This window comes from Kitasatospora sp. NPDC033851 (genome assembly GCF_055576085.1).
Genome location: NZ_JBVIRL010000008.1, coordinates 227,297 through 246,979, shown reverse-complemented (window position 1 = coordinate 246,979; position 19,683 = coordinate 227,297). Strand labels below are relative to the sequence as shown.

Annotated in this window: 20 protein-coding genes; 13 read left to right on the top strand and 7 right to left on the bottom strand. The window is 74.1% G+C overall.

Features of this window, described 5'->3' with window-relative positions; all coding sequences use genetic code 11:
* Window positions 1-2 precede the first annotated feature (2 nt).
* A complete protein-coding gene (locus ACZ51D_RS18325) occupies window positions 3-1,031 on the top strand; it encodes an N-acetylmuramoyl-L-alanine amidase (RefSeq protein WP_465623644.1) in 1,029 nt (342 codons plus the stop codon).
* A gap of 215 nt (window positions 1,032-1,246) precedes the next feature.
* Window positions 1,247-2,149: a hypothetical protein gene (locus tag ACZ51D_RS18320; protein WP_465623645.1), complete on the top strand. Its 903-nt coding sequence runs from the start codon at window positions 1,247-1,249 to the stop codon at window positions 2,147-2,149.
* 98 nt (window positions 2,150-2,247) lie between these two features.
* Here ACZ51D_RS18320 and ACZ51D_RS18315 read toward each other — a convergent pair whose 3' ends face one another.
* The 3 genes from ACZ51D_RS18315 to ACZ51D_RS18305 all read right to left on the bottom strand — a co-directional run bounded on the left by ACZ51D_RS18315 (window position 2,248) and on the right by ACZ51D_RS18305 (window position 5,514).
* Window positions 2,248-3,309, bottom strand: coding sequence for a prenyltransferase/squalene oxidase repeat-containing protein (locus ACZ51D_RS18315; protein WP_360492749.1), 1,062 nt, complete (start codon window positions 3,307-3,309; stop codon window positions 2,248-2,250).
* On the bottom strand, window positions 3,306-4,049 hold the full coding sequence (locus ACZ51D_RS18310; RefSeq protein ID WP_465662809.1) for a class I SAM-dependent methyltransferase: 744 nt from the start codon (window positions 4,047-4,049) through the stop codon (window positions 3,306-3,308). Before ACZ51D_RS18310 ends, ACZ51D_RS18315 begins: the two co-directional genes overlap by 4 nt.
* Window positions 4,050-4,203: 154 nt before the next feature.
* A complete protein-coding gene (locus ACZ51D_RS18305; protein WP_465623648.1) occupies window positions 4,204-5,514 on the bottom strand; it encodes a glycosyltransferase family 4 protein in 1,311 nt (436 codons plus the stop codon).
* 290 nt (window positions 5,515-5,804) lie between these two features.
* On the opposite strand from ACZ51D_RS18305, the gene ACZ51D_RS18300 reads away from it, so the two are divergent.
* The 8 genes from ACZ51D_RS18300 (at window position 5,805) to ACZ51D_RS18265 (ending at window position 14,078) form a co-directional block, all read left to right on the top strand.
* Entirely contained in the window at window positions 5,805-6,431 is a 627-nt protein-coding gene (locus ACZ51D_RS18300) for a TetR family transcriptional regulator (protein ID WP_465623650.1), read from the top strand.
* 347 nt (window positions 6,432-6,778) lie between these two features.
* The gene (locus ACZ51D_RS18295) at window positions 6,779-8,032 is read left to right on the top strand and encodes a prenyltransferase/squalene oxidase repeat-containing protein (protein ID WP_465623651.1); all 1,254 of its coding nucleotides are present in this window, start codon (window positions 6,779-6,781) and stop codon (window positions 8,030-8,032) included.
* Entirely contained in the window at window positions 8,032-8,796 is a 765-nt protein-coding gene (locus ACZ51D_RS18290) for an SCO2322 family protein (protein WP_465662807.1), read from the top strand. Before ACZ51D_RS18295 ends, ACZ51D_RS18290 begins: the two co-directional genes overlap by 1 nt.
* 46 nt (window positions 8,797-8,842) lie before the next feature.
* Window positions 8,843-9,949 carry an energy-coupling factor transporter transmembrane component T gene (locus ACZ51D_RS18285; RefSeq protein WP_465662805.1) on the top strand — a complete coding sequence of 369 codons (1,107 nt, stop codon included), beginning with the start codon at window positions 8,843-8,845 and terminating at the stop codon, window positions 9,947-9,949.
* On the top strand, window positions 9,946-11,562 hold the full coding sequence (locus tag ACZ51D_RS18280) for an ABC transporter ATP-binding protein (RefSeq protein WP_465662803.1): 1,617 nt from the start codon (window positions 9,946-9,948) through the stop codon (window positions 11,560-11,562). The genes ACZ51D_RS18285 and ACZ51D_RS18280 overlap by 4 nt, the downstream gene beginning before the upstream one ends.
* Window positions 11,559-12,392, top strand: a complete 834-nt coding sequence (locus tag ACZ51D_RS18275) for an ECF transporter S component (protein ID WP_465662801.1) — start codon at window positions 11,559-11,561, stop codon at window positions 12,390-12,392. The genes ACZ51D_RS18280 and ACZ51D_RS18275 overlap by 4 nt, the downstream gene beginning before the upstream one ends.
* Before the next feature lie 64 nt (window positions 12,393-12,456).
* Window positions 12,457-13,443: an RICIN domain-containing protein gene (locus ACZ51D_RS18270; RefSeq protein ID WP_465623660.1), complete on the top strand. Its 987-nt coding sequence runs from the start codon at window positions 12,457-12,459 to the stop codon at window positions 13,441-13,443.
* 44 nt (window positions 13,444-13,487) lie between these two features.
* Window positions 13,488-14,078, top strand: a complete 591-nt coding sequence (locus ACZ51D_RS18265) for a hypothetical protein (RefSeq protein WP_465662799.1) — start codon at window positions 13,488-13,490, stop codon at window positions 14,076-14,078.
* On the opposite strand, the gene ACZ51D_RS18260 is transcribed toward ACZ51D_RS18265, so the two are convergent.
* On the bottom strand, window positions 14,019-14,867 hold the full coding sequence (locus ACZ51D_RS18260; RefSeq protein ID WP_465662797.1) for a helix-turn-helix domain-containing protein: 849 nt from the start codon (window positions 14,865-14,867) through the stop codon (window positions 14,019-14,021). The genes ACZ51D_RS18265 and ACZ51D_RS18260 overlap by 60 nt on opposite strands.
* A gap of 296 nt (window positions 14,868-15,163) precedes the next feature.
* On the opposite strand from ACZ51D_RS18260, the gene ACZ51D_RS18255 reads away from it, so the two are divergent.
* Both ACZ51D_RS18255 and ACZ51D_RS18250 read left to right on the top strand, forming a co-directional pair.
* The gene (locus ACZ51D_RS18255) at window positions 15,164-15,715 is read left to right on the top strand and encodes a hypothetical protein (protein ID WP_465662795.1); all 552 of its coding nucleotides are present in this window, start codon (window positions 15,164-15,166) and stop codon (window positions 15,713-15,715) included.
* Window positions 15,716-15,806: 91 nt separating this feature from the next.
* The gene (locus ACZ51D_RS18250) at window positions 15,807-16,202 is read left to right on the top strand and encodes a VOC family protein (protein WP_465623667.1); all 396 of its coding nucleotides are present in this window, start codon (window positions 15,807-15,809) and stop codon (window positions 16,200-16,202) included.
* A 26-nt stretch (window positions 16,203-16,228) separates the two neighbouring features.
* Here the strand turns inward: ACZ51D_RS18250 and ACZ51D_RS18245 are convergent, their stop codons facing one another.
* Window positions 16,229-17,626 (bottom strand): MFS transporter, encoded by a 1,398-nt coding sequence (locus tag ACZ51D_RS18245; RefSeq protein ID WP_465623669.1) that lies wholly within the window; start codon window positions 17,624-17,626, stop codon window positions 16,229-16,231.
* Window positions 17,627-17,817: 191 nt separating this feature from the next.
* Between ACZ51D_RS18245 and ACZ51D_RS18240 the strand changes: the two genes are divergently transcribed.
* A complete protein-coding gene (locus tag ACZ51D_RS18240) occupies window positions 17,818-18,696 on the top strand; it encodes a LysR family transcriptional regulator (protein WP_396287793.1) in 879 nt (292 codons plus the stop codon).
* A 98-nt stretch (window positions 18,697-18,794) separates the two neighbouring features.
* Here ACZ51D_RS18240 and ACZ51D_RS18235 read toward each other — a convergent pair whose 3' ends face one another.
* Window positions 18,795-19,118 carry an antibiotic biosynthesis monooxygenase family protein gene (locus ACZ51D_RS18235; protein WP_360492796.1) on the bottom strand — a complete coding sequence of 108 codons (324 nt, stop codon included), beginning with the start codon at window positions 19,116-19,118 and terminating at the stop codon, window positions 18,795-18,797.
* Window positions 19,119-19,220: 102 nt separating this feature from the next.
* Complete coding sequence (locus ACZ51D_RS18230) at window positions 19,221-19,664, bottom strand: cupin domain-containing protein (RefSeq protein WP_465623672.1); 444 nt, start codon at window positions 19,662-19,664, stop codon at window positions 19,221-19,223.
* Window positions 19,665-19,683: the final 19 nt, after the last annotated feature.

Sequence of the window (19,683 nt, the reverse complement as noted above, 5' to 3'; positions counted from 1 at the left end):
CCGTGACCGGCACCGCCCCCCGACCGCCCCGCCGTTCCACCCTGCTGCGCGTCACCACCGTGGTGGCCGCGGCCGTTCCGCTCTGCACGGCGGGCTGGCTGGGCTGGCAGGCCCTCGACCACTCCGGCCCGGCGGGCGCCACAGCCGCCGCCTCCGCCCCGGCCGACCCGGCCGACCCGCAGGGCACCGGCGCGCCGGCGGGCGCCGCCGACCCCGCCACGGCGCCCCTCACCCCACCCGTGGCGCCGCCGCCGACCTCCGACGCCCCGACCTCCGACGCCCCGGCGGCCGACGCGCCCGCCGCGACGCCGTCGCAGCCGCCGGCCGCCGCGCCGACCGGCACCCCTGCCGAGGCGAACAGCCTCGCCGGTCGCACCGTCCTCCTCGACCCCGGTCACAACCCCGGCAACGTCGCGCACTCCGCCGAGATCAACCGTCAGGTGGACATCGGCAACGCCCGCAAGGAGTGCGACACCACCGGGACCGAGACCAACGCCGGCTACACCGAGGCCGAGTACACCCTGGACGTCTCCCGCCGGGCCCGCGCGATCCTGACCGCCCGGGGCGCCAAGGTGGTGCTGGTGCAGGACGGCGACCGCCCCTGGGGCCCGTGCATCGACGAGCGCGCCCGGGCCGGCGCCGACGCGCACGCCGACGTCGCGGTCTCGGTGCACGGGGACGGCGGCCCGGCGAGCGGCAGCGGCTTCCACGTGATCATGCCCGCCAAGGTGGTGGCCGGGAAAGCGGACAACTCGTCGATCGTCGAACCCTCGCACCGGCTCGGGCTGCTGTTGCGCGACCACTTCCACACCGCGACCGGCGAGCCGTACGCCGACTACATCGCGAGCCAGGGCCTGGACACCCGCTCCGACCTGGGCGGCCTCAACCTGTCCACCGTCCCCAAGGTGTTCATCGAGTGCGGTAACATGCGCAACTCGACGGACGCGAAGCGGATGACGGACCCTCAGTGGCGCCAGCAGGCCGCCCAGGGTATCGCCGACGCGCTGACCGCGTTCCTGACGACTCAATAGAAGACTCGAAGTCCCAGTAGGGAAGTTGAGCCGCACACCCCGGCGGACGGTGCTCCGCCCGGCCCGCGTGGTTTGCAACGACTTCGCCCCATTCCCGGTCCCGCCGTGCACCGGCAGGACGGTTGGGCCTAGGCTTCTGGTCCGTTCGGGAGTTTCGGCCGGTCAGCCTGACCGCACGAACCACCGTCCACGACACGTCAACGAGGGGAACGTTAGTGAATCTGCGCGCTCTCACCAGGGGAGACGCCGCCGTCGCAGGCGCGGCCGTCCTGCTCTTCATCGCCTCCTTCCTGCCTTACTGGACCGTGAGCTGCGCCGGCCGGTACTGCGGACCCGACGCCTCGCAGAACGCGTGGAGCACGGAGCTGTTCCCCATCCTGCCCTCGATCTACCTGCTGGGCATCGCCGCCGCAGTGCTGATCCTGGTGCAGCGCTTCCAGGGCAAGGACGCGGCCAACCGTCAGGTGCTCGGCCTGCGGCTGGACCAGTGGGGCATCGCGTTCGCCGTCGCGGCGCTGTGGACCTCGATCTGGTCGCTCGGCGGCGGCCCGTCCGGCGGCAGCATCAGCCACGGCTTCGGCGCCTGGCTCGGCTTCATCGCGCTGATCGTGCTCGCCGGCGCGGCCGCGGCGAGCCCGCTGGTGCCCGCGCTGAAGGCCCCGCTGGTCTCCGACCGCCCGGCCGTCCCGTACCAGGGCGGCTACCCGGCCCCGGGCCAGCCCGGCCACCCGGGTGCGCCCGGTCAGCCCGGCCAGTACGGCTACCCGGCCCAGGGCCACGACCCGGCGTTCGGCGCCCAGGGCGGCTACGGCTTCCCGGCCGCCGGCCAGCCGCAGCCCGGTCAGCTCGGTCAGCCGCAGGACGCCGGCGTGCCGGCCCCGCAGCCGACCCCGGCCGCGCAGGCCGCCCCGGCGGCGGACTTCCAGCCGTTCTGGTTCGCCGTCCCGTCCCCGCGCCAGCTGGCCCCGAAGGACAACCCGGCCGGCGCCCCGATCGGCGAGGTCGTGCCCGGTACCTGGTACCTGGCCGTCGAGCAGCGCGGTGCCGCGCTGGTCGCGCAGCTGGCGGACGGCACCCAGGGTGTGCTGACCGACACCACGGGCCTCCAGCGCGGCTGACGTCCTCGGACGCGCACACGGAAGGGGCGGGACCGGTTCTCCGGTCCCGCCCCTTCCGTGTGCGTGCGCTGAGCCGCGGCTTGCGTGCCTGCGTGCGCTCAGCAGCAGTCCTGGACCACCAGCCCGGCGGGCAGTTGGTCCCCGCCGAAGACCGCGACCGTCGCCGGGTCCCCGCCGAGCGCGGCCACCGCGAGCAGCAGCGCCCCGGCCGTCCAGGTGGTGCGCTCCTCCGGCCAGATCGCGTCGTCCTCGAACACGTACCCGGTCCAGTACGAGCCGTCCTCGTGCCGCAGGTGCTGCTGGATCCAGCGCAGGATGTCCACCGCGCGGTCGGACTGCCCGATCGCCCAGAGCGCGAGGGCCAGTTCGGCGCTCTCGCCGCCGGTCACCCAGGGGCGGTCGCTGACGCAGCGCACGCCGAGGCCGGGGACGACGAAGCGCTCCCAGTCCCGCTCGATCCGGGCCAGCGCCGCGTCGCCGCGCAGGCCGGTGCCGAGCACCGGGTAGTACCAGTCCATCGAGTAGCGGCCCTTGTCCAGGAACCGCTCCGGGTGGTGGGCGATGGCGTGCCGCAGCCGGCCGGCCGCGAGCTCCCAGTCGGGCTGCGGCTCCTCCAGGTAGTCGGCGATGGCCAGGCCGCAGCGCAGCGCGTGCAGGATGCTGGACGAGCCGGTGAGCAGCGCCTCGTCGGTGGCGGTGCCGTCGTCGTCGACCCGCCAGGCGATCGGGCCGCCGGGCAGCCGCAGCGAGACGATGAAGTCCAGGGCGCGCCGGACGACCGGCCAGATCCACTCCAGGAAGGCGTCGTCGCCGCTGCTGAGGTGGTGGTGCCAGACCCCGACCGCCACGTAGGCGCAGAAGTTGCTCTCCTTGGCCCGGTCGGTGACCACGCCGTCGGTGTAGGCGGCGTACCAGGAGCCGTCCGGGTTCTGGCTGGCGGCGAGCCAGCGGTAGGCGGCCTCGGCGGCGGCGTGCTCGCCGGCCGTGTCGAGGGCCATCGCGGCCTCGGTGTGGTCCCAGGGGTCCAGGTGGTGGCCGGCGAACCACGGTATGGCGCCGTCGGGGCGCTGCTCGGCGAGGATGCTGCGCACGGTGTCGGCGGCCTGCTCGGCGTCGAGCACCCCGTCCAGGAGCAGCACCTCGGGGACGGCGGCGGTCACGCCGTGCCGCCCGGGGTGCGGTTGGGCTTGGAGGCGTAAGCGACGAAGCTCTTGCCGATGACCGGGTTGAGCGCCCGCTCGGCGGCCTTGGTGAGGCTGCTGATGACCGGGGTGCCGACGATGTCCCAGACCAGCAGCTGGTGGTAGGCCTTGACCGGCAGCGCCTTGTCGTTGTTCACGCCGACCGCGCACTTGATCCACCAGTACGGCGAGTGCAGCGCGTGCGCGTGGTGGGTGCCGTACGGCTCCAGGCCGGCGTCCTTGAGCTTGCCGAGCAGCTCGTCGCCCCGGTAGATGCGGATGTGGCCGCCCTCGACCTCGTGGTACTCGTCGGACAGCGCCCAGCAGATCTTCTCGGGCAGCCAGCGCGGCACCGTGACGGCGAGCAGGCCGCCCGGCTTGAGGACGCGGAACATCTCGTTGAGCACACCCTTGTCGTCGGGGATGTGCTCCATCACCTCGGAGATGATGATCTTGTCGAAGTACTCGTCCTCGAACGGCAGCGCCAGCGCGTTGCCCTCCATCGCGACCGCCGACGCGCCCTCGGGAGCCTCACCGGCCTGCTCCATCGCCGCGAACCACTTCGTGACCTCGGCGATCTCCTCGGTGTTCTGGTCGAGGGCGATCACATTGGCGCCGCGGCGGTAGCACTCGAACGCGTGCCGGCCCCCGCCGCAGCCCAGGTCGAGCACCCGGTCGCCGGGGGCGAGCGGGAAGCGCGAGAAATCGACGGTCAGCACTGCAGGACTCCCATTCCTATTGCTACCAAGCGTCCTTGACGCTTCGTCATGCTTCATCACGCTCGGGCGGGCGACGCGCGCACCGCCTCGGGGCGGCGGCCCGGCTGGGTATCGGGCGGCCGCGCACCGCCGGGCTGGGCCAGGTACCGCCGAGCTAGGCCACGTACCGCCAGCCGGGCCCGGAGCGGGCCCGGGCGCCGACACCGGTGGCGATCGCCGCGCGGTAGGCCTCGGCGGTCAGCTCGGCGGCCCGCTCCCAGGTGAACCGGGCCAGCACCCGCTCGCGACCGGCCGCGCCCAACTCGGCGCGCAGCTCCGGGTCGTCCAGCAGTCGGCCGAGCGCGGCGGCCAGCGAGTCCGCCTCGCCCGGCGGCACGGCCAGGCAGGTCTCCCCGTCCGGTCCGGCGACCTCGGGGATCGCCCCGCCCGTGGTGGCGACCAGCGGGGTGCCGGTGGCCATCGCCTCCGCGGCGGGCAGCGAGAAGCCCTCGTACAGCGACGGGACGCAGGCCACCTCGGCCGAGCGGTACAGGTCGACCAGCTCGCCGTCGGTCAGGCCGCTGCGGAACTCGATGCACTCCTCCAGCCCGAAGCGGCGCACCGCCTCGGCCACCGGCCCGTCCTCCTTCTGCGGCTTGCCGACGACCACCAGGTGGGCGTCCCGCTCGGTACGGACCTTGGCGAGCGCCTCGACCAGGAAGACCAGGCCCTTCAGCGGCACGTCGGCGCTGGAGGTGGTGACGATCCGGCCAGGCACCTGCTCGACCGCGTCCGAGGGCGACCAGAGCCGGGTGTCGGCGCCGATCGGCACCACCGAGATCGCGCCGGGCGCGGCGCCCAGGTGCTCGGCGATCTCGCGCTGCGAGGTGCCGGAGACGGTGATCACGCGGTCCAGCCGGGCGGCGACCCGGCGCTGCATCCGGGTGAAGGCGTACCAGCGGCGCAGCGACAGCCGCTTGAGCCGGGTGCCGGCCGCGTCCAGCTCCAGCTGCCGGTCCACGGTGATCGGGTGGTGGATCGTGGTGACCAGCGGGAAGCCGTACCGGGCCAGGCCCAGCAGGCCGTAGCCGAGGGTCTGGTTGTCGTGCACCACGTCGTAGCGGCCCTTGTGGGCGGCCAGGTACCGGCGGGCGCGCAGCGAGAAGGTCAGCGGCTCGGGGAAGCCGCCGGTGCGCATGGTGGCGAACTCCAGGGCGTCCACCGGGCCGCGGAACTCGCCGCGGGCGGGGGTGCGGAACGGGTCGTCGGCCCGGTAGAGGTCCAGGCTGGGCAGCTCCACCAGACGCACCGAACCGGGGCCCTCGACCTCGTCCAGCACCGGGTAGGGCTGGGCGCCGATCACGTCCACGTGGTGGCCGAGCCTGGCCAGCTCACGGGAGAGGTGCCGTACGTACACGCCCTGACCGCCGCAGAAGGGGTCCCCGCGGTACGACAGCAGGGCAATCCGCAGCGGCTGCGCGGTCATCCTGGGCCCTCATCTCTAGCTGCTATCTGTGCTGCCGGTCGCTAAAGTAGATCAGGTTTCAGTGGCTGGGGAACTCGTCGTCGACCACGTGAACAATGAGAGACCTCGAAGATACCGGCCCGTAGCTTTTCCTCAGGAGCCAGGGCTGGTGATTCCCGCCACGCCGACGCCCGCCGAACCCTGCCGATGACCCTGCCGACGAACCCTGCCGACGACCCTGTCGGCGCCCTTTGCCGAACTCTTGCCGACCAGTGGAGCACACCGCCACTCTCGCCCGCCCGGGAGCACCCTTGCCGCCGTCGACCGAGCACCTCACCCCGAGCCCCGTGGCGCCCCGGCCCGGTGAGCTGCCGCTGACCACCCGGCAGGCCGAGCGCCGCCGGCGGATCCTGCGGGCCGCCACCGCGCTGGCCGCCCGCGGCGGGTACGAGGCGGTGCAGATGCGGGAGGTCGCGGAGAGCGCCCAGGTCGCGCTGGGCACGCTGTACCGGTACTTCCCGTCCAAGGTGCACCTGCTGGTCGCGGTGATGCTGGAGCAGTTGCAAGGCCTGCGCGAACACATCCGGCGGCACCCGCCGATCGAGGCGGAGCCCGCCCTGCGGGTCGCCGACACCCTCACCCGGGCCTTCCACGCGTTGCAGCGCGAGCCGCTGCTCGCCGAGGCGATGGTCCGGGCCCTGTCCTTCGCGGACCGCTCGGTCGGCGCCGAGGTGGACCAGGTCAGCGTGGCCACCGGACAGCTCATCCTGGACGCCATCGGCCAGTCCGGCCCGCCCAGCGAGAGCCAGCGCGCGGCGGTGCGGGTGATCGAGCACACCTGGCACTCGGCGCTCGTCGCCTGGCTCTCCGGACGCGCCTCGATCGCCGAGGTCCGGGCCGACCTGCACACCGCGGCCCGACTGCTCACTCTCCCGTGAACAGTCCCTGACCGCCCTGGGATCGCCTTCGATCGCCCTTCGATCGCCCGGCCGTGAACGGCCCCCGACTGGAACCTGTTCCTGCCACGGAGGGGACACCCGGCGCGGCCCGGCGGCTAGAGTCGACGGGCAGCACAACTCCATCCCGCTCCTCCCCCGGGGAAAGCCGGTGCGAATCCGGCGCTGACCCCGCAACCGTGAGCCCGGTCCCCCTTGGTCACCGGACGAGTCGGAGCGCCCGGGGCGGGGCGAGCGGCCGGCCCGGACGCACGCGCCCGGCACCGTCGAGGACTACGGAACGGCCCCCGCCAGGGCCACCACCGCTCACCGAAAGGCACACCAGCACCATGCTCACCGCCGCCCGCCTGGGCGCCGCCGCCCTGTCCGCCGCGCTGCTCGCCGGCGTCGCCGCCGGACCGGCCCTGGCCGACAGCCCCTCGCCGACCCCGGTCGCCGTCCCCGACGGCCTGTACGGGAAGAGCGACCCGACGTACGACGGTGTGTGGCGGCAGTCGCTGGCGCTCACCGCGCTGACCACGGCCAAGGTCACCCCGGCCGACTCGGCGGTCGGCTGGCTCACCGGCCAGCAGTGCGAGGACGGCGGCTGGCCCTCCTACCGCGCGGCCGGCGCGGCCTGCGACCCCAAGACCGAGGACAGCAACGCCACCGCCGTCGCCATCCAGGCCCTCGTCGCCCTCGGCGGACACCAGCCGGCCGTCGACAAGGGCGTCGCCTGGCTCAAGGCCAACCAGAACGCCGACGGCAGCTGGGCCTACAACCCGGGCAGCCCGGGCGACGCCAACTCCACCGGACTCGCCGTCAACGCGCTGTTCGCCGCCCGGACCGACCCGGCGAGCGTCGCCAAGCCCGGCTCCGGTGCGGGGAAGAACGCGTTCGACGGCCTCGCCGCCTTCCAGCTCGGCTGCAGCGCCCCCGCCGACCAGCGCGGCGCCTTCGCCTACCAGCCGGACGCCGCCACCGGCGCCCTCGCCCCCAACGCCCTGGCCAGCGGCCAGGCCTCCCTCGCCGCCGCGGGCGGACACCTGCCGGTCGCCGGCTCGGTGCGCGCCGACACCGAGCCCAAGCCCCTCGCGTGCTCCGACGGCTCCGCGCCCGCCACCGTCCCGCACGCCGAGTCGGGCGAGGCCGCCGGCGCCTACCTCTCCGCCCAGCTCACGGCCGGCGGCAACCACCTCACCCTCACCACCCCGGGCGCCGCCCCGACCCCCGACTACACCGCGACCGCCTGGGCCGCCCTCGCCCTCATCCAGAGCGGCCACCCCGACCAGGCCTCCGACGCCGCCGACTGGCTCGAGCAGCAGGAAGCCACCTGGACCAAGAACGGCACCGACGCCGGCGCCACCGCCACCCTCCTCCTGGTCGCCCAGGCCGACCACCGCGCTACCTCCGACCTCACCGGCAAGCTCACCGCCCTCGGCCCCGCCCCCAAGGCCACCGCCGCCACCTCGGACGAGGCCACCCCGGCGAAGAAGAAGCACGACGGCATCGGTCAGTACTGGGTCATCGGCGTCGGCCTCCTCATCGGCCTCGGCGGCGGCCTCCTCCTCAGCCTCCAGCGCAAGCGCAACCCGAACCTCTGATGCGCCGCGCACCCCGCCGCCGCGCCGTCCGCCCCGCCGTCCGCGCCGCCCGTCCATCCGGGCGGGGCCTCGCCGCGCTGCTGCTGCCGCTGGTCGGGGCGCTGCTGTTCGCCGGTGCCGCGCCCGCGGAGGCGGCGGGGTACCGGTACTGGTCGTTCTGGCGCGGCGCCGAGGGCGGAGGCTGGGCGTACCAGCAGCAGGGCCCGGCGATCGCGGTGCCGCCGGACGCCTCCGTGGACGGGTGGCGGTTCGCGGTGAGTCCGGACAGCGGGCAGGACGCCGCGAAGCCGCGCACGGCCGGGAGCTTCGCGGACATCTGTGCGCAGACGCCCGCGCAGGAGGGGCGCAAGCGGGTGGCCGTCGTGCTGGACTTCGGGACCGCCGAGGACGTCGGATCACCTGCTGGATCGGGCACCGGATCAGCTGCCGGATCGGTGCCCGAGCCGCGCACGGTGTGCGCCAGTGTCGCGCCGCGCGCCACCTCCGCCGAAGTGCTGGCCGCCGTCGCTCCGCCGCTGCGGTACGACACCAACGGCCTGCTGTGCGCCATCGCCGGGTACCCGACGGCGGGCTGCGCCGACCAGGTCGGCGCGGCGGGCGCCGCGCAGCCGGGCAGCGGCGGCACGTCCGCCGGCCACGGCGGCGCCAGTGGCGGCGACAGCGACAGCGGCCCGGACATCGGGCTGATCGCCGGTGGCGTGCTGGTCGCCGGCCTCGTCGGCGACGCCGTCCGGCAGGCGCGCCGCCGCCGCCGTCAGTCCTGACCCGAGCCACCCCGCCAGGAAGACCGCACCCCTCCAGGAAGTCCCCGTGAGCAGCACCCCCCGCAGCACCCGACCGCCCACCGGCCCCCGCCAACTGCACCCCGGGGCCTGGTGGTTGTGGGCGCTCGGACTGGGCGCGGCGGCGACCCGCACCACCAACCCGGCGATCCTTCTGCTGCTCGCCACCGTCGCCGGGTACGTGGTCGCGGCCCGGCGCGGCGACGCGCCCTGGTCGCGGTCGTACGGGGCCTTCCTGCGGCTGGGCCTGCTGGTGCTCGGCATCCGGCTGGTGTTCGCCGTCTTCCTCGGCTCGCCGATCCCCGGCACCCATGTGCTGTTCACGCTGCCCGAAGTGCCGCTGCCCACCTGGGCGCAGGGTGTGCGGATCGGCGGCCCGGTGACCGTCGAGGGCCTGCTCGCGGCGCTGTACGACGGGCTGCGCCTGGCCACCATGCTGGTCTGCGTCGGCGCCGCCAACTCCCTGGCCAGCCCGGCCCGGCTGCTGCGCACCCTGCCCGGCGCGCTCTACGAGGCGGGCGTGGCGGTGGTGGTGGCGATGACCTTCGCGCCGAACCTGGTCGCGGACGTCCGCCGCCTGCGCGCCGCGCGGCGGCTGCGCGGCCGTACGGACCGGGGCGTCGCGGCCGTGCTGAGTGTCGGACTGCCGGTGCTGGAGGGCGCGTTGGAGCGGTCCGTCGCGCTGGCAGCCGCGATGGACACCCGGGGGTTCGGCCGCACCGCCGACGTCCCGCGCCGGCTCGCCCGGACCACGGCGGCGCTCACCCTCGCCGGGCTGCTCGGGATCTGCCTGGCCGCGTACGGGCTGCTGACCGCCGGAGGTGCCGGCTGGGCGCCGCCCGTGCTGCTGCTCGGCCTGGCCGCCGCCTTCGCCGGGTTGCTGCTCGGTAGCCGACGATCTGTCAGAACCCGTTACCGGCCGGACCCTTGGGCGCTGCCCGAGTGGCTGACCGCCGGTTCGGGCGCCGCCGTGGCCGCCCTCACCACCTACCTGGCCGCGCATGACCCCGTCGCCTTCACCCCCATCGTCGTCCCGCCGACCGTTCCCCCACTGCCGCTGGCCGCCGTCCTGGCCGTCCTGCTCGGCCTGGTGCCGGCGTTCGCCGCCCCGACCCCGCCCCGGAGGGCATCGTGATCACCTTCGAGCAGGTCTCCGTCCGGTACGAGGACTCCGCCGCGCCCGCCCTGGACGGCGTCGACCTCACCGTCCCCGAGGGCGAACTCTGCCTGCTGGTGGGCCCGTCGGGCTCCGGCAAGTCCACCCTGCTGGGGACGGTCAGCGGCCTGGTGCCGCACTTCACCGGCGGTGTCCTGCACGGCCGGGTCACCGTCGGCGGCCGGGACACCCGCGAGCACCGGCCGCGCGAACTCGCCGACCTGGTCGGCACGGTGGGGCAGGACCCGCTGGCGCACTTCGTCACCGACACCGTGGAGGACGAACTCGCCTACGGCATGGAGTCGTTGGGCCTGCCGGGCGACGTGATGCGCCGCCGGGTCGAGGAGACCCTCGACCTGCTCGGCCTCGCCGACCTGCGCGACCGGGCGCTGGGCTCCCTCTCCGGCGGCCAGCAGCAGCGCGTCGCGATCGGCTCCGTACTCACCGTGCACCCGCGGGTGCTGGTCCTGGACGAGCCCACCTCGGCCCTCGACCCCGGCGCGGCCGAGGAAGTCCTGGCCGTCCTGCAGCGGCTGGTCCACGACCTCGGCACCACCGTCCTGATGGCCGAACACCGGCTGGAACGGGTCGTCCAGTACGCCGACCAGGTACTGCTGCTGACCCCGGGCGCGCCCCCGGTACTGGGCGAGCCCGCCGAGGTGATGGCGCACTCGCCGGTGCACCCGCCCGTCGTCGGCCTCGGCCGGCTCGCCGGCTGGCGCCCACTGCCGCTGTCGGTGCGCGACGCACGGCGCAAGGCGGCGGCGCTGCGAGAGCGCCTCGACGGCCGCGCGCCGTCCGCTGCCGGTGTCACCACCGGCTCCCCCCTTGCCGTTTCGGACCGTCTCGCCGTGCGACGCGGCCCCGTCCAGGCCCTGCGCGGCGTGGACCTCTCCCTCCACCCCGGCGAGATCACCGCCCTGATGGGCCGCAACGGCGCCGGCAAGTCCACCCTGCTGGGCGCCCTGGTCGGCCTGCACGCCCCCGCCTCCGGCAGCGTCCGGGTCGGCGGCCGCACCCCGCACCGCACCCGGCCCGCCGAACTGATCCGCCAGGTCGGCCTCGTCCCGCAGGACCCGCGCGATCTGCTGTACGGCGAGTCGGTCGCCGCCGAGTGCGCGGCGGCCGACGCCGACGCGGGCGCCGAGCCCGGCACCTGCCGCGCCCTCGTCGAGCGCCTGCTGCCCGGCATCGCCGACGCCGCCCACCCGCGCGACCTCTCCGAGGGCCAGCGGCTCACCCTCGCCCTCGCCGTCGTCCTCACCGCCCGACCCCCGCTGCTACTCCTGGACGAGCCGACCCGCGGCCTCGACTACGCCGCCAAGGCCCGGCTGGTGGAGATCCTGCGCGGCCTCGCCGTCGAGGGCCACGCGGCCCTGCTGGCGACGCACGACGTCGAACTGGCCGCCGAACTAGCCCACCGCACGGTGATCCTGGCCGAGGGCGAGATCGTCGCCGACGGGCCGACGGCGGAGGTCGTGGTCTCCTCCCCCGCCTTCGCCCCGCAGGTCGCCAAGGTGCTGGCGCCGGGGCCGTGGCTCACCGTGGGGCAGGTCGCGGCGGCGATCGGCGCGGAGGCGATCGGCGCATGAACCGTCCGGTCCCTCTCGGCCGCCGGTCCGTCGCGGCACTGTCGTTGACCTCGCTGGTCGGCGTCGCCGCCTTCGGCTGGCCGCTGCTCGCCTCCACCAAGTCGGCGCTGGTCGGCCACTCCACCGACGCGCCATGGCTGTTCGCGCTGCTCCTGCCCCTGCTGCTCGCCGTCGTCATCGCGCAGATCTCCGAGGGCCGCTCGGCGGGCGGCGGCGCGCCCGGGCTGGACGCCAAGTCCGTCGCGCTGCTCGGCGTCCTGGCCGCGGCGGGCGCGGCCCTGCGCCCGCTCGGCGCGGGCACGGCCGGGCTGGAGCCGATGTTCTTCCTGATGGTGCTCTCCGGGCGGGTGCTCGGCCCCGGATTCGGCTTCGTCCTGGGCTCGTTGTCGATGTTCGCCTCCGCGCTGCTGACGGGCGGGGTCGGGCCGTGGCTGCCGTTCCAGATGCTGGCGATGGGCTGGGTCTGCCTCGGCGCGGGGCTGCTGCCGGGCGCCGCTTCGTTGCGCGGCCGCCGCGAACTGCTGCTGCTCGCCGGGTACGGGGCGGTGTCGGCCGTGCTGTACGGCACCATCATGAACCTGCAGGGCTGGCCGTACATCGGCGGCCTGGCCGGCTCCATCTCCTTCGTCCCCGGCGACTCTCTGCCCGCCAACCTGGTCCGCTTCGCCGCCTACTGCCTCACCACCTCGCTGGGTTGGGACCTGCCGCGCGCCGTGCTGACCGTCGTCCTGTGCCTCGCCCTCGGCACCCCGGTGCTGCGCGCCCTGCGCCGGGCGACCCGGCGGGCCGCCTTCGACGCGCCCGTCGTGTTCCGGCCGCCGGAAGGGTGAACCGCCGCTCCCCTGGCGTGCCGTGCGCCCGTGGCGCCCCCGTTCGTCCACGATCATCGCGAGCGTGATCCGAACCCTCGCCCGTACGACGACCATCGCCGCGACGACCCTCACCCTCGCCGCCGCCCTCGCCTCCCCCGCCGCGGCCGTCACCTTCATCGGCCGCGACGTCCCCACCACCGCCACCATCGCGCCCGGCCGGACCGGCGCCGTGCCGTGGACGTACCAGAACACCGGCGGCGCGGGGCTGCTCCCGCCGTCCGGCATGACCGCCGTCTTCACCGCCCCGGGGAACACCACCTTCCCGGCGCAGTCCACCGTCCCCACGCAGTACAGCAGCGACGGGTCCTCGTGGGCCTCCAACAACGTCGGCCTGCGGGGATGCGCGCAGAGCAACGGCAACCGCACCCTCACCTGCGAGGGCTACGGCCTCAACGGCGGCAACAGCGGCTGGCCGTCCAACGGCTACTTCCGCTTCTCCCCGCTGGTGACCGTCAACCCGTCCGCGCCGTCGGACACCACGCTCCCGCGCGGCAACGGCACCTTCCGCTATACCAACCCCGGCAGCACCACCGAGTACACCATCACCGACGGCACCCTCACCGTCGCCACCCCACCCCGGGTGACGACCGGCAAGTGCCTGGACGTCGGCAGCACCCGCTACAACGCCGACAACGTCCGGGTGTGGGACTGCCTCGACCACACCAACCAGCGCTTCGTCCTGGACGACGGGAGGGTGAAGGTCGCCGACACCGTCGGTACGGCGCAGGAGATGTGCCTCGACGCCGACTACACCGGTGTGAACGGCGACGTCGTCCGCATCTGGGCGTGCGAGTACAGCCAGGCCGCCAGCGCCAACCAGACCTGGCTGCTGCGTCGCGGCGCGCTCGTCCTGCAGCGGACGGTCGGCAGCGGCGAGGAGATGTGCGTCGACGTCGGGTCGTCCCGCACCAACGGCGACAACGTCTTCCTGTACGGCTGCGACGTCACCAACCCCAACCAGAGGTTCGTGGTGGACCGCGGCTCCATCGAGGTCCGCGACACGCTCTGAGTAGGGTGAACGCCTGTACGCCACCGCAGAACGGAGTCCCCCGCGTGTCCGACGAGGAAGAGTCGCCCTGGACCGTCGCAGTCTGCCCGGTCACGCTCGAACTGGCCGAGCAGATCGCCGAGATGGTGGAACTCGACTGGGAGGACCCCGAGATCACCGAGAAGGCCATGGTGAGCGCCGGCTGGCGCTCGACCGGCGACTACCTCGGCGAGTTCAACGAGAAGGCGTACACGCCCGCCGGACACCTCGTGTACGGCGACGACCGCCTCGCCATGCCGTTCGCGTACGAGTACTGGATTCACCCCGACGGGGCGTGGACGGAGGACTTCTGGGCGGAGCAGCCCGGCTGGCGGAGCCTCGTCGATCCGCCGGCCGGTACGTTTGGCACCCGACTGGACGCCGTGGCCGAGCAGTTCACCGCACTGCTCGGCCCGCCCGATGAGGACGTGACGCACGAAGGCTACCGCTGGCGATACCGGATCTGGCGCCGGGGAGGCAGCATCCTGGTCGTCGCGCCGGGCCTCGACGGCTTCTCCTACTCACAGTTCGAGCACGCCTACGTCCAGATCCGCCCGCTACCGGCGGACGCACCGCTCCCGCCCGTCACCGAGCTGCCGGGCTTCCTGACCTGGTGAACACCGGCCGCACCTCTGCCCGGCACTCGCGACGGGCCGCCCGCACATCCCGCCCCGCCCGGAGCACTCGTGTCGGCGCGGCCCGTCCGCCGTCATCGGTGCCGCCGGAACAGCCGGCACTTTCGCCAACCGCCCCGCCAGGATCGCCCCCACGCTGTGCGTGACCGTCTGCGGCAGGGGCGCGGCCAGAATCCCCGCCAGCGCTTCTCTCGTCCAGCCACCCGCGAGCAGCCCCTCCACCCGCGCGGCCTGGTCGGACAGCGGCTTCCCCGCCAACGCCATCCGGGGCTCCCGGCGCCCGAGGTCCAGCAGCAGCGCCATGCCGGCTGTCAACTTCTCGGAGGGACGGACGGAAGGTTCTTTCACGTCCTTGACCTTCGGTTCCTTGGAAGGGCTTCCCGCGTTCCCGCCGCCTGCCGCCCCAGCTCCAGGCACCCCGGCGGCCGGGGGAACGGGAAGCGGCGGCACGGCGTGAACCGCCTTCCCCACCACCGGCTGCTCGTGGACCGAAACGTCCGTCCGCACCTGCCCGGTGACGGGATCCCGCTGCGTCCGCCGGACGTAGTGCCCGGCCGCCTCCAGCTCCCGCAGCGCCCGGGCCACGGTCGCCCGCCCCTCCAGGCTCTTCGCCGCGAGCGTGCGAACGTCCTCCCGCGCCCCATCCGGCAGGCTGAGGAGGTAAACGAGCAGCCCGCGCGCCGCCCAACTCAGCGAGTGCTTACGGACGACGTGGCCGTTGTCGAGGATCGTGTACCCGGGGTCATGCTTGGGGATACGATGAATCTGCATTCGGGAGTCTCCTGCTCCTGGTGCCATACCCCGGGGTGTTGGTAGCACCGCCGGGGCTTTCTCTTGCGCAGTGTTCACCGTATCGCCCTGACAGAACGTCAATCCTTGACTCGCGTCACTCATTCGGGCGGCGCAGGCGCACACCACCCGGCGCGAACATCCAGAGCCCCAAGCCGACGCTCGGTCAGCCCGCGAGAGCGCCATCCAGATACCGCTGCACCGGCTCGAAGAGCCTGGTGGGCTGATGAGAACGGGCCCTCCTCCTGGGCCGTGCGCCTCATGACATGGTGGTGACCATGAGCAAGGACCAGGGTGCCCTGATGCGGCAGTACCTGGAAGCCGAGATCGCCCGACTGAGCGCGGTCATCGGAATCAAGGGCTCCGATGTGCCTGACGTCGTGCAGCGTGACGGTGCCCGGCCGTTCATGGTCGTCGCCGAGGACGGCGCACTGCGCTACCTCGCCGTCGAGCGGGGGCAACTGGTCCATGAACAGGCGACCCGCGACCCCGCCGAACTGCTGTACTGGGCATTCAGCAGCGCCACATACAGGCTCGCCAGCCGATGGGCGCTAAAGCACCCCCGAGAGGACGAAGAGCAGAGGGTGACCCGGTGGGGGCGCGCGGAACACAGTCCCGCCGACCGGGCCCGCGCTGCCCGGCGCGGACCTGGGCCCGGTCAGAGCGAGTACGTCACCGTGACCAGCCGCCGCACCTTCGGCCGGATCAGCGACACCCTGCCCGATCTCGCCGGCGGCCATCTCTCCAATGTCGCGCCCCTGGCGGACAACGGGGCGCTGTCCAGGAGTTCAACTGCTTCGTGCCGGACAGGGAGTTCCCCGCCTCGCTGAACAGGTCCTGGAGCCCTCCGCCGAGCGGCGTAGGGCCGGTGGGTCCTACGCCTGATCCTTGACTGGGCGGCACCGGCCTACCGTGATCCGCATGGAGATTCCCGAGCAGTACAAGTACGGCGTCATCCCGCACATCTTGGTCGACGGGGCTGCCGAGGCGATCGACTTCTACGGCGCCGCGTTCGGGGCGTCCGAGCTGTTCCGGCTCGAGGGTGAGGGTGGGCGGATCGTGCACGCCGAGATCAAGGTGCAGGGCGCCACGCTCATGCTCGGTGACGCGGAGGCCCCGTTCGCACCGCCCGGCGCCGGCGCTCCGTCCGTCATCCTGCACGTCTACGTCCCGGACGTGGACGGGCTGACCGCCCAGGCCGTTGCGGCGGGCGCCGAACTCCTCACTCCCCCGGCCGACATGCCGTACGGTGCCCGGCAGTCGATGCTCCGCGACCCGTTCGGCCACGTGTGGATCTTCCTCACGCCTCTCGCGTGATTCCTGGTCAGCCGCCAGTGCATCGGTCACCGGCGGCTGCGCAGCACCGTGAGCGCCGCCGCCGCGCACACCGCCGCCGGGAGCAGCATCGCTGCCGCGAGCGCGCCGCCACCGCCGACGGCAGCTCCGCCACCGACGAACGCGCCCGTCACCGCCACCCCCAGCGTCGCGCCGACCTGCCGTACGGCGTTGAGCAGGCCGCCCGCCGTACCCGCGCTGCCCTCGGGCGCGGTGGTGACGACGGCGGTGACCAGCGCGGGCAGCGCGAAGGAGACCCCGAATCCGGCCGCCAGCAGGCCCACGGCGAGCAGCCAGTACGGCGTGCCGAGCAGCACCGCCCCCGCGAACACCGCGCAGCCCGTCGACAGCAGCGCCAGCCCGCCGAGCACCGGCCGCCACGGGCCGACCTTGGCGACGATCCGTCCGGTGAGCAGTGGGTTGAAGCCCGGCGGCAGCGTCATCGGCAGGAACGCCACCCCGGCCAGCGTCGGCGACAGCCTCAGCTCCCCTTGCAGCAGTAGCGGCAGCACGAACAGCACGCCCAGCATGGCGAAGTTCACGGCCCCGCCCGCCAGCAGCACCGCACCCATGCCGCGTGCCCGCAGCACGTCGGTCGGGATGGCGGGCGCGGGGCTGCGCCGCTCGCGCCGGGCGAAGGCGATGCCGGCCGCCGCCGCGCCCGCCCCCGACCAGGCCGCGTGCGACCACGCGGTGTCGCCGAGCGCGATCAGCGCGTCGGTGAACAGTGCGAGGGTCGCGCAGGCGGCCAGCTGGGCCGGCCAGTCGATGCGCCGCTCGCCGCGCGGGCAGTGCACCGCCCGTCCGGCGACCAGGGCGAGGACCAGCGCCGCCAGCGGGACGTTGACCAGGAACACCGCCCGCCACCCGGCGAGGTCGACCAGCGCGCCGCCGACCATCGGCCCGAAGGCCATCGCGCAGCCGCTGACCGCCGCCCACACGGCGACTGCCCGGGCCCGTGCCCCCGGCTCCGGGTGGAGGCGGGTGATCAGCGCCATGCTCGCCGGGACGCAGGCCGCCGCCGCGACGCCCAGCACGGCGCGCAGCAGCACCAGTGTCCGGATGTCCGGCGCGAGCGCGCTGAGCAGCGAGCCCACTCCGAAGGCGGCGATGCCGAAGCGGAAGGCCCGGTGGGCGCCGTAGCGGTCGGCGGCGGCACCGGCCGACAGCAGCAGCGCCCCGAAGGTGACGCTGTAGCCGGTGACGGCCCACTGCAGTCCGGCGGTCGAACTGCCCAGTGAGGCCGCCAGATCGGGTTCGGCGACGGAGAGCACGGTGGTGTCGAGCAGCACCATGAAGTAGCCGAGGGCGATGCCGAGCAGGGCCCGCGATCGGGCGGGTGCGGGTGGGGCGGTCAGGGCTGGTAGGACGGGCGGGACGGCGGGCGGGACGGCGGGGGCAGTCATCGAGAGGTCTCCTGATCGACGGGTGGAACGGCCGCCCACTCTGGCCGCGCCACCGCCGTCCGTTCGACCGCCGGAGCCTCACGCACCGTTCGGATTTTCCGAACGCCCCGGTACGGCTCCGTGCCCGCACCCGTACGCTGTCCCGCAACACGGACGGGACACGCGAGGACGTTCGGGAGTCGGGGATACCAGTGGAACTACGTCAGTTGCGCGTCTTCGAGGCCGTCGTCGCCCACCGCACCGTCACCGGCGCGGCCGTGGCGCTCGGCCTCGCCCCGTCCTCCGTCTCGGAGCAGATCCGCACGCTGGAGCGCAGTCTCGGCACCGACCTGTTCGAGCGGGCCCCGCGTGGCATGACCCTCACCCCGGCCGGGGAGCGGCTGCTGCCGTGGTCCCGGCGGCTGCTCGACCAGGCCGAGCAGGCGCGCCGGGAGGTGGTCACCGCCCGAGCCCGGCTGCGGCTCGGCGCGCTGGAGACCATCGCGGCCACCCACGTGCCCACCGTTCTGGCCCGCCTCGCCGAGCGCCGGCCCGACCTGGAGATATCCCTGCACACCGACAGCGCCCGGGACGGCCTGCTCGGCGGGGTCGCGGCCGGTGCGCTGGAGGCGGCGCTGATCCTGGACACGGCCGGCGCGCTCGGCGAACTCGGTTTCTACCTGCCGCCGGCCCCGCTCGACCACGTCGACCTGCAGGACGTCCCGCTCGTCCTGGTCGCCGCCCCCACCGACCCGCTGGCCGGCGCCACCGCTCTCACCCGGGAGAACCTGCGCGGCCGGCGCCTCCTCGTCAACACCCCGGCCTGCTCCTTCTTCCTCGCCGGGGAACGCCTGCTCGGCCACGACGTCGACCGCGTCCGCACCGGCGGCGTCGCCGTCACCCGCGCCTGCGCCGAACAGGGCCTCGGCATCGCCCTCCTGCCCGAGTTCGCCGTCCACGAGCAACTCGCCGCCGGCACCCTGATCCGCCTCCCCCTCGATCCCCCGCCACTCCACCTCCGCCTCGTCTGGCGCGCCGACCGCGAATCCGTCCCGGGCCTGCGCGAAGTCCTCTACGCCGCCTCGGCGTGAACCCGCCTCAGCAGCGCCCGGGGTCGCCGAGGTCGCCCGGACAGCCTCGCGCCCCGGGGCCCGTCGAGCCCCCGGGGCGCGCAACTGCCGTACGAATGTCAGCCCTTGGGCCCGGCCGACTGGACGACCTCGAAGGACCACAGGGTGGAGCCGGAGGCGGCGGGGCGCTTGGGGGCCTCGCCCTCGCCACCGCCCTGGTGGGCCGACTTCATCGGGCCCTCCATCCAGGCCTGGAAGTCCTCCTCGCTGCGCCAGCGGGTGTAGACGAGGTACTCGTCGGTGCCCTCGACCGGGCGGAGGAGTTCGAACCACTCGAAGCCGTCCGAGTTCTCCACTGCGCCGGCGCGGGAGGCGAAGCGCTGTTCCAGCACCTCGCGCTGCTCGGCGGGCACCGTCAGAACGTTGATCTTGACGACGGACATGCCGCTCCTTACTGGTCCGCCGGGGCCTCGGGTGCGGCCGCCGGCTCGGTCACTGCCAGCAGTCTGCTACACCTCACGCCGGGCGGGCCCGTGTGCCGTGGTTCAGGCGATCCACGCCGGGAGGATGCGTTCGGCGTCGCGGGGGGCGGCGGCGCAGGCGCCTTCGGGGGTGATGGCGTCGGGGTTGTAGGCGCGGGAGGGGGAGGTGGAGGCGACGATGGCGGTGAAGCCCTCGGTGGTGGTGATGCGGCGGGCGGTGTCGGCGGGGAGGACGAGGGTGTCGCCGGCGGTGAGGGTGTGGTGCTCGCCCGCCAGGTCCGCCGTGGCGGAGCCGGCGAGGAAGGTCCAGATCTGTTCGGCTTCCATGGCGTGCAGCGGGCCCTGGCTGTCGGGCCGCATCTCGACCTGCCACAGGGCCAGGGTGGTCGAGCCCTGGGTGGGTGAGGCGAAGGTGGTCATGGCGGCGTTCGGGGTCTCGGTCTGGCGGGCATCGGTTCGGCGGATCACGGACATGGTGATGGACTCCCCTAAGATGGTCAATGACATTGTCTATATGGTCAATGAG

Excerpts from the sequence above, each read along its gene's own strand:
- ACZ51D_RS18305 (WP_465623648.1), bottom strand. The coding sequence starts at position 5,514 with ATGACCGCGCAGCCGCTGCGGATTGCCCTGCTGTCGTACCGCGGGGAC.
- ACZ51D_RS18295 (WP_465623651.1), top strand. The coding sequence starts at position 6,779 with ATGCTCACCGCCGCCCGCCTGGGCGCCGCCGCCCTGTCCGCCGCGCTG.
- ACZ51D_RS18290 (WP_465662807.1), top strand. The coding sequence starts at position 8,032 with ATGCGCCGCGCACCCCGCCGCCGCGCCGTCCGCCCCGCCGTCCGCGCC.
- ACZ51D_RS18275 (WP_465662801.1), top strand. The coding sequence starts at position 11,559 with ATGAACCGTCCGGTCCCTCTCGGCCGCCGGTCCGTCGCGGCACTGTCG.
- ACZ51D_RS18260 (WP_465662797.1), bottom strand. The coding sequence starts at position 14,867 with ATGCAGATTCATCGTATCCCCAAGCATGACCCCGGGTACACGATCCTC.
- ACZ51D_RS18255 (WP_465662795.1), top strand. The coding sequence starts at position 15,164 with ATGAGCAAGGACCAGGGTGCCCTGATGCGGCAGTACCTGGAAGCCGAG.
- ACZ51D_RS18250 (WP_465623667.1), top strand. The coding sequence starts at position 15,807 with ATGGAGATTCCCGAGCAGTACAAGTACGGCGTCATCCCGCACATCTTG.
- ACZ51D_RS18245 (WP_465623669.1), bottom strand. The coding sequence starts at position 17,626 with ATGACTGCCCCCGCCGTCCCGCCCGCCGTCCCGCCCGTCCTACCAGCC.
- ACZ51D_RS18235 (WP_360492796.1), bottom strand. The coding sequence starts at position 19,118 with ATGTCCGTCGTCAAGATCAACGTTCTGACGGTGCCCGCCGAGCAGCGC.
- ACZ51D_RS18230 (WP_465623672.1), bottom strand. The coding sequence starts at position 19,664 with ATGTCATTGACCATCTTAGGGGAGTCCATCACCATGTCCGTGATCCGC.